The organism is Streptomyces sp. NPDC001348 (assembly GCF_053597535.1).
The window spans coordinates 36,533-49,867 of record NZ_JBSFIK010000027.1 but is presented as its reverse complement, the minus strand read 5'-3'; the positions used below and the strand labels follow the sequence as shown (position 1 = coordinate 49,867).

Sequence of the window (13,335 nt, the reverse complement as noted above, 5' to 3'; positions counted from 1 at the left end):
CCGCACTAGTAACGTATGGAGTGGATATGGGTGTTTTTGCGCGACTTTTGCGGAGGTCGAAGGCGACGGAGGACGCGTCGGCCGCCGAGCCGCGGACGGATACGGAGTCCGGCGGGTCCGGGGCGGAGGAACCGGTGGTGACGGCGGTGACGGAGGCCGATAGCGGAACGGTGGCGACGGAGGCCGGGGCCCCCGAAGGCGGTGAGGCCGGTCCGGCGGGCGCCGCCGGGGCCACCGAGATCCCCAAGCAGCAGTCCGCCGACGAGGCCGCCGACAACGAGGCCGGTGACGGCGCCCGCACGTGACCGCCTCCGCGAGGGAAGGTGGACCAATGGGTCTTCTGCACACTCTGAAGGTCAGGCTCGCTCCGGCCCGGGACAAGGTCACGCACTTCGCGCACCAGCACGGGGACACGATCGACCGGATCGAGCACCGGATCGAGCACGGGATCGACAAGGCCGCGAAGGCCGTCGACGAGCGGACCAAGGGCAAGTACAGCGACAGGATCCACGCCGGCACCGGGAAGGCCAAGCACGCCATGGACCGGCTCGCCCACATGGGCGGCACCGAGGCGGGCGACACCGGGACCGGCACAGGTCAGGATGTGCCGCCGCCGGCTTCCTGACCGGCAACGACCCATCGACGGCGGACGGCCGCGGAGCGGGACGGCTCCCGGCCGTCCGCCGTTCGCGCCGCGCGGCGGGCGGGGCCGGGCCGGGCGTCCGCCGTTCGCGGCGGGCCGGACGGGGGCGGGCCGGACGAGCCGGCCCGTTAGGACCAGGCCGCGACGACGTACCCCACGCCGTACGGCGCGTCCTCGTACAACAGCCTCCCCTTCAGCGCCGCGTCCTCGGCCGCACCCGCCAGTACCTGCCACGGGGCCCGGCCCGAGACCTTGAGCTCGTGCGCCGGCTCGGGGTCCAGCGCCTTCAGCGCCGCCACGTCCGCAGCCCCCAACGCCCGTGTGACCTCGGCGTCGAAGGGCGCGGCACGCTCGTCGAGGTAACCCGGCGCCTTGAGCGTGCGGCAGGCGCTGGCGTCGCCCATCACCAGCAGTCCCACGCGCGCGGCCCGCGCGCCGACCTCCCGGCCGGCCTCGAAGCACCGCTCGGGCGTGAGGGGTTCACCCACGCCGAGCCCCTCGACCGGCGCCTCCGCCCAACCCACGCGCTCCAGCAACCAGGCGGCGACGGCGAGCGACGGCGGCAGCGTGCGGTCCGGCACCACCCCCTCGCCGGGTCCCAGCCGCACCTCGAGGTCCACGCCGAAGCCGCGGAACGAACCGGGGGTTCCCTGCGGATGCGGTCCGCGCCCGCCCAGCTCGGCGGGCCCGACGACCATCAGCAGATCGGGGCGGGCGGCGGCGAGTACACCGAGCGCCTCCGCACACGCGGCGCGCGCCGCGTCCAGCTCGGGCGCGGCACCCGCGGCGACCTCGGGCACGAGCAGCGGCGGACAGGGACAAACGGCTGCGGCGACAAGCATGCCCGGCAGCGTAACGTCGGCCGGGCCGTCAGTCGCAGCCGCAGCCGCCGGTCGCGGCGGGCAGCGGTGCCGGCACGCCGATCTTCGGCAGCCCCAGCATCACCCCGGCCGGCCCCGCGGCCTCGGCGGCGTTGCGCTTCTCCCAGGCGTCTCCGGCGCGTGTGGGGCGCACGGCGAGGACGGGCCCCTCGGCGAGGAGGTGGTGCGGGGCGGCGTACGTCACCTCGACCGTGACCACGTCGCCGGGGCGCACCTCCTGCTCCGGCTTGGTGAAGTGGACCAGCCGGTTGTCGGGGGCCCTGCCGGAGAGGCGGTGGGTGGCGCCGTCCTTGCGGCCCTCGCCCTCGGCGACCATGAGCTCCAGGGTGCGTCCGACCTGCTTCTTGTTGTCCGCCCAGGAGATCTCCTCCTGGAGGGCGACGAGACGCTCGTAGCGCGCCTGCACGACCTCCTTCGGGATCTGGCCGTCCATGGTCGCGGCCGGGGTGCCGGGGCGCTTGGAGTACTGGAAGGTGAAGGCCTGGGCGAAGCGGGCCTCGCGCACCACGTGCAGGGTCTGCTCGAAGTCCTCCTCGGTCTCGCCGGGGAAGCCCACGATGATGTCGGTGGTGATCGCGGCGTGCGGGATGGCGGCGCGGACCTTCTCGATGATGCCCAGGTAGCGCTCCTGGCGGTAGGAGCGGCGCATCGCCTTCAGGACCGTGTCGGAGCCCGACTGCAGCGGCATGTGCAGCTGCGGCATGACGTTCGGCGTCTCGGCCATGGCGGCGATGACGTCGTCGGTGAAGTCACGCGGGTGCGGGGAGGTGAAGCGCACGCGCTCCAGGCCCTCGATCGTGCCGCAGGCCCGCAGCAGCTTGCTGAAGGCCTCGCGGTCGCCGATGTCGGAGCCGTAGGCGTTGACGTTCTGCCCGAGCAGCGTGATCTCGGAGACACCCTCCGCGACCAGGGCTTCGACCTCGGCCAGGATGTCGCCGGGACGGCGGTCCTTCTCCTTGCCGCGCAGCGCCGGGACGATGCAGAAGGTGCAGGTGTTGTTGCAGCCGACGGAGATCGACACCCAGGCCGCGTACGCGCTCTCGCGCCGCGTGGGCAGCGTGGACGGGAACGCCTCCAGCGACTCGGCGATCTCGACCTGCGCCTCCTCCTGCACGCGCGCGCGTTCCAGCAGGACCGGCAGCTTGCCGATGTTGTGCGTGCCGAAGACGACGTCCACCCAGGGCGCCTTCTTCACGATGGTGTCCCGGTCCTTCTGCGCCAGACAGCCGCCGACCGCGATCTGCATCCCGGGCCGGCTCGCCTTCCGCGGCGCGAGCCGGCCCAGGTTGCCGTAGAGCCGGTTGTCGGCGTTCTCCCGGACCGCGCAGGTGTTGAAGACGACGACGTCCGCGTCCCCGTCGGACCCCTCGGGGGCGCGCACGTACCCGGCCTCTTCGAGCAGTCCGGACAACCGTTCGGAGTCGTGGACGTTCATCTGGCACCCGTAGGTACGGACCTCGTATGTCTTAGGCGATTGAACATCCACTGCCGGGCTCCGGTCGCTGCTGCTGGTCATGCGTCAAGGGTAGGCGGTCCCCGGAGCGCCCCGGCCCGCGCTCCGGTACCGGGCAGGGCCGCAGGGGGCGCCGGCAAGCAGGGCCGCGGGCCGGAGCAGCCCGGGGCAGCCTGTCGGTGCGCTCGGCGGTGGTGGCGGCGCGGCCGGATCACGGGTGCGTACGTCGGTCCCGGCCAGGACCGCGGCGATCACGTCGTTGTTCGCGTTGGCCGCGCCCGGTGGCCGAGGTGGTCCGGCGAGGGTGACCCGGCGCGTGCTGGACCACCGGCCATGCGGTGGCCGGTGGTGGCGGTGTGCAGGTGCCGTCGGCGGCGAAGTCCGCAGGTCCCGCTGCGTGCCGTTGAACACGTCCTGGTCGCCGGGGAAGGATCAGGCCGACGTCCATTGATGCACAGCCCGGGACCGTCGGCCGAGCGTCCGGCCGGTGGCGCCCGAGCGCCCTTCCCCGGCGCAGGCGCAGGTCGCACGCCCCTTCGGCGCCTCCGCACGCCGCCCGACTCCCCTGTCGTACCGGTGCTGTTGCCGCGAGGCTGTAGCCCCGCGACGGCAGCGGTGAGGGGGACGGGCCATGAACGACGGGGACCGGTCCGAGGAGTACGCCGGCCGGAGCGCGCACGCCGCGGACTGGGGCCGGTACGAAGAAGTACGGGCGGGGGACGCCGGGAGCCGGGCCGAGTTCGAGGCAGGTGCCGGTGACCCGGAGGAGGCGGCCGGCCGTGCGGACGCCGCCGCGTCGGCGTCCCAGCACGCGCGGGAGTACGACGACCGGGCCACGGCGTACGCCGGATGGGCGTACGAGGAGAGCACCGACCAGCAATGAGCCGTACGTGAACACGGCCGGGGAGGGGTGGCCCTGATGGTGACGCAGGTTCTGGCAGCGGTGCTGACCCAGGCCGGTTCGCAGCTCCTGCAGGGAGCCGTGCGGTTCGGGGCGCAGTACGTGGCAGCGCAGAACTCGGCCGACGTGGCGCTCGACCGGCAGTTCGAACAGCAGACCTTCGCGGCGGAACAGGCGTCCCTGGCCTTCCGGCGGCAGATCGCCCTGGCCGGGCTGAACGCCGCGGGCAGCGGCCTGGTATCCCTGGCCCGGCAGACCGGGCAACGCAACCGCCAGGACGAACTGGCCCGAGTGGAACGGGCCTTCCGGGAGGAACAGGCGCGTGCCGAGCGGCTGCACCGGGAGCAGGTCGCGGCGGCCGAACGGCGCCTGAAGATCGAACAGGCGGACGATGCGCACGAGAGGCAGATCAAGCTGCGCAGGATCGCGGAGCGCGACGCGCACTACCCGTTCGACCACGGTCCGGGGCATCTCCGCGAGAGCTTCCTGGCGACGTACCCCGACCCGTGTCACCGGCCGCTCCTCGTCCTGTTGTCGCCCGTGGACGCCGCCCCCGGCCGGCCCACGCCCTGGGCGGGTCTGAGCGAGCGGGTCCGGGCGGACCTGGCCAAGTACCAGGACGAGACGCATGCCGCGAAGATCTGCCCGGCCCAGAGGCCGCTGCGGTGGCCGGACGCCGATCTCTACCGGGGCGATCTGGCCGGCCTGCCCGCGGTCGTCGTCGAGCTCGGCGTGGATCGCGAGTTCCTGAGCGTCGGGATCGGTGGCTGCCACCTCGTCCCGGACGCCCTCACCCCGCTGAGCGAGGTGCGCCAGGTGGGAGCGTTGCGCTACCCGAGGGCCGAGGAGTGGACGGCCGAGGACATCGCACAGCTGGAGGCCGGGGCCGGCGGACGCGGCGTCTTCACCCTGCCGTCACCGGACGACGCCGGCGGACTGCTCGAGCTCAACCACGAACTGGCGGCACGCCTGATCACCATCAGCGTCATGGCGGCTGTCGACGCGTACCACCTGATGAACACCCCGGCGTACGACGAACAGTCGGACCGTGTGGCCCGCGCCGCGGGAATGGCCGGGGCTGCTTGGCTCCCGGACGAGCGCATCCCCCTGGACGCCGTGCGTGATCCCGCTCATCATCTTCTCGGCCGGGTCGCGAGGGTCTGGCGCACGGCCGGGGCCCACGACCAGTCGGGGCGGGCGGGGACGGCGGACGACGACCTCCTGCTCGCGCTGTCCCTGCTGGCCGGCCACGACGAGGCGCGCGGGGACGTTCCGTTCACGGAGCTCCTGGAGGCCGCGGTCGGCGGGCCGCTGGTCCACGACCGTCATCTGCACCGCCTGGCGGAGCTGAGCACGCTGGTCCCGCCCGGCTCCGCCTACGCCGGGTTCACCGTTCCGGCACGCCGCACACCCGCCCGCTCACCGGCCCGGACGGGCATGGAGCGGGGCCTGGAATACCGTCCCGACGCCTCACCTCTCGGCTGAGCCGTCGGGCAGCACGAAGCGCAGACCACTGGGGGGAACGCACATGGATGCGCCAAACGTCTCCATCACCGCCATCGGCAAGGACGCGTCGGGCAAGACCACCTTCCTGCACGGCATGTATCACGTCATGTCGTCCGGGCAGTTCGGTCACCAGGGCTACTACCTGACGGCCGACACGCCCGACACGGACGCGAGGCTCGGACTGGGCTGGGAGATCCTCCGCAAGGAGGGCAAGATGCCCAAGCCGACGGACGCCCGGCCGCACAGCTACCCCATGACCCTGCGCAACGGTGCCGACGACCTGCTGCGCTTCACCTGGACCGACTACCGGGGCGCGGCGATGTCCGGCCTGCTCGAGGACAAGGACGACCACCCCGACACGCAGTCGCTGCTCGGTGAGCTCGTCGACAGCGACAGCATCTACCTCGTCCTCGACGGGTTCTGGCTGCGGGAGGCGTTGACACCGGCGAACCGTCTGGACGTCATGGACGGGCTCGGCATCCGGCGCCTGTCCTACCTCGTTCAGCACGTCTGCGCCCGGCGGCGTGAGCAGGGAAGGCACTTCCCGAGCTTCGTCGTCCTGGTCACCAAGTCCGATCGCATCAAGGCCGCCGCCGGGGGCGGCGACGAGCAGGAACGGGTCGTGACGGACGTCCGGGCTCTGCTGCCCGTGTGTTTCGGACCAGGGATGCTCACCATGGTCTGTCCGGTGCGTATCGGCGTGTTCCCCGAGGCCACGGGCCATCAGGTGGACCCGACCGCCGTTTCGCCGCAGCGGGTGCACATCCCCATGCTGTTCTCGCTGTCGGTCTTCATCTACCGCGAGTACCACGAACGCCTCGCGAGCATCGAGGCCAAGGGGCGTGAGCGGCAGGAGACGGCCGAGCGGGACCTGAAGGGCACCAGTGGGGTCATCACGTCGATGGTCGGCGGGGCCGCCGCGGGAACCGTGCTGGGAACCCCCGTGTTCGGCACCATCGCCGGGGGCGCCGTGGGCGCGATTTCCTACCGCTTCCGCCGCCGCAGGCGGGAGGAGGAGCTGGCCGAGGCCGAGGCGGGCATCCGGCGTCTGGAGGCCGACAGCCGGCGCGTCGAGCAGCAGTTCCGCTGGGTCGCCGAGGAGATCGACGAGGTTCCTGTCTTCCTGGACGGCGAACGCAAGGATCTCGGGAGGTGGATCGAGGAACGCGTCACGAACGGCGCCGAGTCCGGCCTTCCACGCGTCCCCGCGGACGAGGGCGGCGACACGCGTGCCTGAGCCGCTGACGGCCGACGGCGCGACCGGGGAGCGGAGTTGGGCTCCCGTGGTGTACGGCCGGACGTCCGTCTCGGACACGTGGTGGCGGGTGACTCCCGAGACGTGCCCGGACCGCAGGTGGCTGGCGGACGCCGTCGCCGCGGTGGTCGCCGGCGGCGACGGTCTGGAGGACGCCCCTCGTTTCCTGCTGGCGCAGTGCGGGCAGGGCCGTCTCGTGGGCATGGCGTGCATGGCCAGGGACATCAGCGCCACCATGCACTCCGTGTCCCTGCCCGGAGACCCGTCCTCGGGCGGACGCGCGCTCTACACGTTCGTCGGCTGGTTCGCGCCACCTGCCGGGGAAGGCCGCCTGCCGTGGGTCCCCGACCTCCCCACGGTGCGTCGCCAGGCAGGGCGGTGGGCCGCGCCCGTGTACGAGACGTGGCTCGCGGAGGTGTGGGACACCCGGGCGGCCTCCTCGCGCCGCTCGGAAGGAGCACCTCCTCCGTGGGACGGCCCCGGATCCGGGACTGCCCCCGCGCCCGGACCACCCCGGCGGGGAACACCGCGAACCGTGCACTCGGGAACGGTGCGGCTCTGGCCGCCGACGGCGGGCCACGACCTGTGGGACCGCGTCCGTACCGGCTCGGCCGCCGCCGTGGTCACCTGCGGCTGGACGCACATGCGGTACGTCCCGTCGGACGTCGGTGCGGACGCCGTCGTCGACAACCTTCCACCGGACGACCGGCGGCCGACGCCGAGTAAGACCGTGGCGGGCCAGGCGATGAGTACCGGCTCGCTCAAGCCACGAAGTCACGTCCCGGTCGCGCGACGCCGTGAGGCGAAGGTGGTGGCCCTTCTCGTCGCTCTTCTGCGGACACTGGCGGAGTGGCTCGGCCTGCGCCACCGACGGTAGGGACGACGAGCAAGGGCTGCCGTCGACCGGAGCCGGCGCCCGGTCGGTCCGGCGGCCGACCGGAAGGAGGTGACGGCATGACCGCCTTCGCGGTGACCGGCCACGGCATGCTCGGCGTCACGCTCGGTCCCCGGTGATGAATCACGACCGCCGGATCGCGGCCAGGCCCTGTCCCAGGCCCCGTCAGGCGCCGTCGGCGGGCCAGCCCTGGCGGCGCAGCACGCCCGTCACGTCCGGCGCCCGGTAGTGCTCGCCCTTGAGGACCTTGCCGTCGGCACGGCGGGCCACCTGGCCGCCGGGGCCCAGTTTGCTCATGTTGGCGCGATGGATCTCGGCGATCACCTCGTCGAGGTCGATGCCGTGCACCAGCGCCGTCCCGTACGCCACGTAGACCACGTCGGCCAGTTCGTGGGCGAGCCGGTCGAGCGGCCCGGTGACCGCCACCTCGGCGACCTCCGCGGCCTCCTCGGCGAGCAGTTCCCCGCGGTGCGCGGCCAGTTCCGGGGACACCTCCGTCGGCGTGGCGCGGGCGTCGAGGCCGAAGGCGAGGTGGAACTGACGGACGAGGTCGGCGGGCGATGAGCTCATACGGCGACTCTAACGACCGTCGGCTGCAGTCCCCGCCGCCCGCCCCGCCCTGGTCAGGACGGTGGACGGGCTGGCAGGATCGCGCGCATGTCCAAGGTGTTCCCCCATATCGGCAGGCGCCGGGCCCTGCAGGGCGCGGCGGCCGGCTTCGTGGTCGTCGGGCTGCTGTTGTGGTGGCTGCTGCCTCTGGGTGAGGACCCGCCGAGCGGGACGATCGTCTTCAGCACCGGCACGCCCCGGGGCGTCTACCAGGATTACGGCGAGCAGCTGCGCACCGAGTTCGGAAAGGACATGCCGGGGCTGAAGGTGGAGCTGAAGGAGAGCGACGGTTCACAGCAGAACGTGCAGCGCGTCGCCGCGGGGACCGCTGATTTCACCATCGCGGCGGCCGACGCGGTGGAGACGTACGAGCTGCACCACCCCGGCAGCGCCCGCACGCTGCGCGGCGTGGCCCGGCTCTACGACGACTACGTGCAGCTGATCGTGCCGCGCGACTCGGACATCAGGACCGTCGCGGACCTGCGGCACAAGCGGGTCGCCGTCGGACGGCCGAAGTCAGGTGTCCGGCTGATCGCGACCCGGGTCCTCAAGGCGGCGGACATCGACCCGGTCAAGGACATCACCCCGATGTCCGACGGCATCGACACCGGGCCCGACGGGTTGCGCAAGGGCAGGATCGACGCGTTCTTCTGGTCGGGCGGGCTGCCCACCGACGGACTGGTCACGCTGTCCAAGAAGTTCCCCTTCCGGTTCATTCCGATCGAGGGCAAGGTGGTCACCAGGCTGCACGCCCAGGGGGAGGCCGCCCGCTACTACCGGACGACCAACATGCCCGAGTCCGCCTATCGCTCCCTCGGGCAGACTTCCACCGTGCCGACCATCGCGGTGTCCAACGTCCTGATGACCCGCCGGGACGTGGATCCCCGGCTCACCGAGTGGATCACCCGTGTCGTGATCAGGAGCCGGGACCGCATAGGGAACCACGTCCATTCGGCCCAGCTCGTCGATCTGCGGACGGCGATCTACACCGACCCCCTGGACCTGCATGAGGGCGCGCGGCGCTACTACCGGTCGATGAAGCCATAGCCGCCGGTGCTCAGGAGTCGCCCCTGGTCCTGGGCACCGTCACCGTGACCCGGAGCCCCTGCGGCTCGTGGTGGGCGTACGCGATCGAGCCGCCGGCCGCCATGAGCAGGGCGCGGCTGATGGACAGGCCGAGGCCGGAGCCCTTGACGTTCTGGTGACGGCCGCTGCGCCAGAAGCGGTCGCCGACCCGGGCGAGTTCCTCGTCGGTGAGACCGGGTCCGGTGTCTTCGACCTGTACGGCCGAGATGTCCCCGGCGGAGGAGACGGTCACCTCGACCGTGCCTCCCTCGGGGGTGAACTTCACCGCGTTGTCGATCACCGCGTCCAGTGCGCTGGACAGCGTGATCGGATCGGCCCAGCCGGTGGTGGGCGGGCAGTCGCCGGACAGCCGGACGCCCTTGGCCTCGGCGGCCGGTGCCCAGGCCGCCACCCGCTCGGCGGCCAGCCGGCCGATGTCCGTCAGCCGGATGTCCGCCTCGACGTGCTCGGCCAGCGCCAGGTCGAGCAGGTCGTCGAGGACCTGCGCGAGGCGCTTGCCCTCGGTCCGCACCGAGGCGATCTCCTCGTTGTCCTCGGGCAGTTCGAGGGCGAGCAGTTCGATGCGCAGCAGCAGCGCCGCGAGCGGGTTGCGCAACTGGTGCGAGGCGTCGGCGACGAAGGCGCGCTGCTGCTCCAGCACGTCCTCGACGTTGTCGGCCATCTCGTTGAACGACCGGGCGAGCCGCCTGAGTTCCGGCGGGCCGCCGCCCACCGCCACCCGGGACTTCAGGCGTCCGGTGGCGATGTCGTGGGTGGTGGCGTCGAGGATCCGTACGGGCCGGAGCACCCAGCCGGTCAGTCGCAGCGCGGCGCCGACGGCCAGCAGCATCGCGGCGGCCTCGCCGGCGCCGATGACCAGCCAGCCGTGCAGGGTCCGTGAGCGCATCGCCCCGGTGGGCGAGTCGGTGACCACCACGGCCACGACGTCACCGTCCCGGATCACCGGCGAGGCGACGACGAGGCGGGTGCGCTGCCAGGGCCACACCTGCTTCGGGTCGTGGCTGCGCCGGCTGAGCAGGGCCTCCTGGAAGGCTTCCCGTGTCTCGCCCCGGTCCGGCAGGACCCAGTCGTCGGGCGCGTTGGCCATGGCCGAGCCGTCGCGGTAGAAGACGCCCGCGCGAATACCGTAGACGCCGTAGTAGCTCACGAGTTCCCGGCGCAGGGCCTCCCCGCGCTCGTCGACGCTGGTGCGCAGGGAGGTGCTGGGTCCGTCGGTGACGTACTGGGCGAGCGCCGCGAAGCGGGCCGTGTCGTCGATCCGGTCGACGACCACGCGCTGCTGCTGGGCCGCGGCCACGCTGAGGGCGAGCGGGAACCCGAGTGCGAGCAGTACGGCCGCCATCAGGACGATGAGCAGCGGCAGCAGCCTGGTGCGCAACCCGTCCCCGCTAGGCGGCCGGTGCGACGAGGCGGTAGCCGACGCCGCGTACGGTCTCGATCAGGGCGGGCATGCGCAGCTTGGCGCGCAGGGAGGCCACGTGCACTTCGAGAGTGCGTCCCGTGCCTTCCCAACTGGTCTGCCAGACCTCGCTGATGATCTGCTCCCGCCGGAAGACCACTCCGGGGCGCTGGGCGAGCAGGGCGAGAAGGTCGAACTCCTTGCGGGTCAGCTGGACCACCGAACCGTCCACGCTGACCTGGCGGGTGGGCAGTTCGATGTGGACCAAACCCAGGCGCAGCGTGCTGTCGCCGCCCGGTTCGGCGTCCTCGTGGACGGTGCGCCGGCTGACGGCGTGGATCCGGGCGAGCAGTTCCCCCGTGTCGTAGGGCTTCACCACGTAGTCGTCGGCACCGAGGTTCAGCCCGTGGATGCGGGAGCGCACGTCGGAACGCGCGGTCACCATGATCACCGGTGTGCTGGTGCGCTTGCGGATCTTGCTGCAGACCTCGTATCCGTCCTGGTCGGGAAGGCCCAGGTCGAGCAGGACGACGTCGAAGCCGGCGCATTCGGGGACGAAGGCCTGCAGGGCCTCCTCGCCGTTGCGCGCGTGGGTGACGTCGAAACCGTGTCGCTTGAGGACCGCGGAGAGCGCGGCAGCCACGTGGTTGTCGTCCTCGACGAGCAGCAGTCTCATCCCGGCCCCCTCCGGTTCGCATGGTCGTTGTCCAGGTCTGCAGAATTCGCGCGCACACGCGCGTGCACCAAGGCAGTCACGCTGATGGACGACAACGGCGTCAAGAGGGTTCCGGTTGCCCGCGACTTCCGTTACCCGGCCGATACGCACACCCGTGGAGCTGCTACGACACGTGTCCGATTGCTATCGGATCGTGATGCTCAGATTCCCCTCAGATGTAATGACGCAGGTCACCAGGCGTCACTACTGTCCTGCGAAACCGAGGAGGACGGAGCCTGAAAGCGATGACCGAAGTATCGGTGGCCGAGCAGGACACGGCCGCGACCGGCGAACTGGTCGTCCTGAAGAGCGTCAACAAGCACTTCGGCGCGTTGCACGTGCTCCAGGACATCGATCTCACGATCACCCGCGGCGAGGTCGTCGTGGTCATCGGGCCCTCGGGGTCCGGCAAGTCCACCCTCTGCCGCACCATCAACCGGCTCGAGACCATCGACTCGGGCACCATCGCGATCGACGGCAAGCCCCTGCCCCAGGAGGGCAAGGAGCTCGCCCGGCTGCGTGCGGACGTCGGGATGGTCTTCCAGTCCTTCAACCTCTTCGCGCACAAGACGGTGCTCGAGAACGTGATGCTGGGCCAGGTCAAGGTCCGCAAGGCGGAGAAGAAGCAGGCCGAGGAGAAGGCCCGCGCCCTGCTCGACCGGGTCGGTGTGGGCACCCAGGCCGACAAGTACCCGGCGCAGCTCTCCGGCGGCCAGCAGCAGCGCGTCGCGATCGCCCGGGCCCTGGCGATGGACCCGAAGGTCATGCTGTTCGACGAGCCGACCTCCGCCCTCGACCCGGAGATGATCAACGAGGTCCTCGAGGTCATGCAGCAGCTCGCCCGGGACGGCATGACGATGATCGTCGTCACCCACGAGATGGGCTTCGCACGATCGGCTGCAAACCGAGTGGTCTTCATGGCGGACGGCCGCATCGTCGAAGAGGCTGCGCCCGAGCAGTTCTTCAGCGCTCCGCGCAGCGACCGTGCCAAGGACTTCCTGTCGAAGATCCTGCACCACTGACGGCGCCCTTCGCGCCCCGAGAACCGCGTCACCCGGGCCGAGGGCCCGCAGCTCCTCACGATTCGAAGGAAGTTCACCATGAAGCTCCGCAAGGTCACCGCCGCCTCGGCCGTCGTGCTCGCTCTCGCCGTGTCCGCCACGGCATGTGGCGAGAACAAGAAGGACAAGGAGGGTGGCGGTTCCTCCGGCGGCGGCAAGACGATCACGATCGGCATCAAGTACGACCAGCCCGGCATCGGCCAGAAGACGCCGCAGGGTTACTCGGGCTTCGATGTCGACGTGGCCACGTACGTTGCCAAGAAGCTCGGCTACAGCGCGGACAAGATCGAGTGGAAGGAGTCGAAGAGCGCCGACCGCGAGACCATGCTGCAGCGCGGTGACGTCGACTTCATCGCCGCCTCGTACTCGATCACGCCGGAGCGCCAGAAGCTGGTCGACTTCGCCGGCCCGTACCTGCTGGCCCACCAGGACGTGCTGGTCCGTGCGGACGACAACAGCATCAAGTCGCCTTCCGACCTGAACAAGAAGAAGCTGTGTTCGGTGACCGGTTCCACGTCGGCGCAGAACGTCCACGACAAGCTCGCGCCCAAGGCGAAGCTCCAGGAGTACCCGACCTACTCCGCCTGCCTGACCGGTCTGCAGAGCAAGGCCATCGACGCCCTGACCACCGATGACTCGATCCTCGCCGGTTACGCCTCCCAGTCGCAGTTCAAGGGCAAGTTCAAGCTCGGCGGCCTGAAGATGACGAACGAGAACTACGGCATCGGCGTCAAGAAGGGCAGCGCCCTCAAGGCCAAGATCAACAAGGCGCTGGAGGAGATGGTCTCCAGCGGTGAGTGGCAGAAGGCCGTGGACAAGAACTTCGGTCCCGCCAACTACAAGAACGAGCCCGCCCCGAAGATCGGCGACATCAAGAGCTGAGGCAGTGCCCGCCGGTGCGCCGTCCGGCGGCGGCGCACCGGGGGCGTCC

At 71.3% G+C, this 13,335-nt stretch carries 14 protein-coding genes; 9 read left to right on the top strand and 5 right to left on the bottom strand.

Annotated elements, in window-relative coordinates:
* Positions 1-146 precede the first annotated feature (146 nt).
* Together ACWC21_RS26085 and ACWC21_RS26080 are read left to right on the top strand one after the other, a co-directional pair.
* A complete protein-coding gene (locus ACWC21_RS26085; protein WP_450885250.1) occupies positions 147-305 on the top strand; it encodes a gliding motility protein in 159 nt (52 codons plus the stop codon).
* Between the two features lie 26 nt (positions 306-331).
* Complete coding sequence (locus ACWC21_RS26080) at positions 332-625, top strand: antitoxin (protein ID WP_450885249.1); 294 nt, start codon at positions 332-334, stop codon at positions 623-625.
* A gap of 146 nt (positions 626-771) precedes the next feature.
* Here the strand turns inward: ACWC21_RS26080 and ACWC21_RS26075 are convergent, their stop codons facing one another.
* Entirely contained in the window at positions 772-1,485 is a 714-nt protein-coding gene (locus ACWC21_RS26075; RefSeq protein WP_450885248.1) for a class III extradiol dioxygenase subunit B-like domain-containing protein, read from the bottom strand.
* 28 nt (positions 1,486-1,513) lie between these two features.
* Positions 1,514-3,040, bottom strand: a complete 1,527-nt coding sequence (miaB, locus tag ACWC21_RS26070) for a tRNA (N6-isopentenyl adenosine(37)-C2)-methylthiotransferase MiaB (protein ID WP_450885247.1) — start codon at positions 3,038-3,040, stop codon at positions 1,514-1,516.
* A 568-nt stretch (positions 3,041-3,608) separates the two neighbouring features.
* Between miaB and ACWC21_RS26065 the strand changes: the two genes are divergently transcribed.
* Genes ACWC21_RS26065 through ACWC21_RS26050 form a run of 4 tightly spaced genes read left to right on the top strand, consistent with a single transcriptional unit; the run spans position 3,609 to position 7,516 of the window.
* The gene (locus ACWC21_RS26065) at positions 3,609-3,860 is read left to right on the top strand and encodes a hypothetical protein (RefSeq protein WP_450885246.1); all 252 of its coding nucleotides are present in this window, start codon (positions 3,609-3,611) and stop codon (positions 3,858-3,860) included.
* Positions 3,861-3,896: 36 nt separating this feature from the next.
* Positions 3,897-5,363, top strand: coding sequence for a hypothetical protein (locus tag ACWC21_RS26060; protein ID WP_450885245.1), 1,467 nt, complete (start codon positions 3,897-3,899; stop codon positions 5,361-5,363).
* Positions 5,364-5,406: 43 nt separating this feature from the next.
* Positions 5,407-6,621, top strand: a complete 1,215-nt coding sequence (locus ACWC21_RS26055; RefSeq protein ID WP_450885244.1) for a TRAFAC clade GTPase domain-containing protein — start codon at positions 5,407-5,409, stop codon at positions 6,619-6,621.
* Positions 6,614-7,516 carry a hypothetical protein gene (locus ACWC21_RS26050; RefSeq protein ID WP_450885243.1) on the top strand — a complete coding sequence of 301 codons (903 nt, stop codon included), beginning with the start codon at positions 6,614-6,616 and terminating at the stop codon, positions 7,514-7,516. The genes ACWC21_RS26055 and ACWC21_RS26050 overlap by 8 nt, the downstream gene beginning before the upstream one ends.
* A gap of 183 nt (positions 7,517-7,699) precedes the next feature.
* Here the strand turns inward: ACWC21_RS26050 and ACWC21_RS26045 are convergent, their stop codons facing one another.
* Complete coding sequence (locus ACWC21_RS26045; protein WP_450885242.1) at positions 7,700-8,104, bottom strand: pyrophosphohydrolase domain-containing protein; 405 nt, start codon at positions 8,102-8,104, stop codon at positions 7,700-7,702.
* An 87-nt stretch (positions 8,105-8,191) separates the two neighbouring features.
* On the opposite strand from ACWC21_RS26045, the gene ACWC21_RS26040 reads away from it, so the two are divergent.
* Positions 8,192-9,190: a TAXI family TRAP transporter solute-binding subunit gene (locus ACWC21_RS26040; protein ID WP_450885241.1), complete on the top strand. Its 999-nt coding sequence runs from the start codon at positions 8,192-8,194 to the stop codon at positions 9,188-9,190.
* A gap of 10 nt (positions 9,191-9,200) precedes the next feature.
* On the opposite strand, the gene ACWC21_RS26035 is transcribed toward ACWC21_RS26040, so the two are convergent.
* Positions 9,201-10,607 carry an ATP-binding protein gene (locus ACWC21_RS26035; RefSeq protein WP_450885240.1) on the bottom strand — a complete coding sequence of 469 codons (1,407 nt, stop codon included), beginning with the start codon at positions 10,605-10,607 and terminating at the stop codon, positions 9,201-9,203.
* 10 nt (positions 10,608-10,617) lie between these two features.
* On the bottom strand, positions 10,618-11,304 hold the full coding sequence (locus ACWC21_RS26030) for a response regulator transcription factor (protein WP_450885239.1): 687 nt from the start codon (positions 11,302-11,304) through the stop codon (positions 10,618-10,620).
* Positions 11,305-11,588: 284 nt separating this feature from the next.
* Between ACWC21_RS26030 and ACWC21_RS26025 the strand changes: the two genes are divergently transcribed.
* Positions 11,589-12,365, top strand: a complete 777-nt coding sequence (locus ACWC21_RS26025) for an amino acid ABC transporter ATP-binding protein (protein ID WP_450885238.1) — start codon at positions 11,589-11,591, stop codon at positions 12,363-12,365.
* Between the two features lie 78 nt (positions 12,366-12,443).
* Entirely contained in the window at positions 12,444-13,286 is an 843-nt protein-coding gene (locus ACWC21_RS26020; RefSeq protein ID WP_450885237.1) for a glutamate ABC transporter substrate-binding protein, read from the top strand.
* The last annotated feature ends 49 nt before the right edge of the window (positions 13,287-13,335 follow it).

What these genes read in the sequence shown, in the direction of transcription:
- ACWC21_RS26080 (WP_450885249.1), top strand. Translation starts at nt 332, where the DNA reads ATGGGTCTTCTGCACACTCTGAAGGTCAGGCTCGCTCCGGCCCGGGAC.
- ACWC21_RS26075 (WP_450885248.1), bottom strand. Translation starts at nt 1,485, where the DNA reads ATGCTTGTCGCCGCAGCCGTTTGTCCCTGTCCGCCGCTGCTCGTGCCC.
- miaB (WP_450885247.1), bottom strand. Translation starts at nt 3,040, where the DNA reads ATGACCAGCAGCAGCGACCGGAGCCCGGCAGTGGATGTTCAATCGCCT.
- ACWC21_RS26065 (WP_450885246.1), top strand. Translation starts at nt 3,609, where the DNA reads ATGAACGACGGGGACCGGTCCGAGGAGTACGCCGGCCGGAGCGCGCAC.
- ACWC21_RS26060 (WP_450885245.1), top strand. Translation starts at nt 3,897, where the DNA reads ATGGTGACGCAGGTTCTGGCAGCGGTGCTGACCCAGGCCGGTTCGCAG.
- ACWC21_RS26055 (WP_450885244.1), top strand. Translation starts at nt 5,407, where the DNA reads ATGGATGCGCCAAACGTCTCCATCACCGCCATCGGCAAGGACGCGTCG.
- ACWC21_RS26045 (WP_450885242.1), bottom strand. Translation starts at nt 8,104, where the DNA reads ATGAGCTCATCGCCCGCCGACCTCGTCCGTCAGTTCCACCTCGCCTTC.
- ACWC21_RS26040 (WP_450885241.1), top strand. Translation starts at nt 8,192, where the DNA reads ATGTCCAAGGTGTTCCCCCATATCGGCAGGCGCCGGGCCCTGCAGGGC.
- ACWC21_RS26030 (WP_450885239.1), bottom strand. Translation starts at nt 11,304, where the DNA reads ATGAGACTGCTGCTCGTCGAGGACGACAACCACGTGGCTGCCGCGCTC.
- ACWC21_RS26025 (WP_450885238.1), top strand. Translation starts at nt 11,589, where the DNA reads ATGACCGAAGTATCGGTGGCCGAGCAGGACACGGCCGCGACCGGCGAA.
- ACWC21_RS26020 (WP_450885237.1), top strand. Translation starts at nt 12,444, where the DNA reads ATGAAGCTCCGCAAGGTCACCGCCGCCTCGGCCGTCGTGCTCGCTCTC.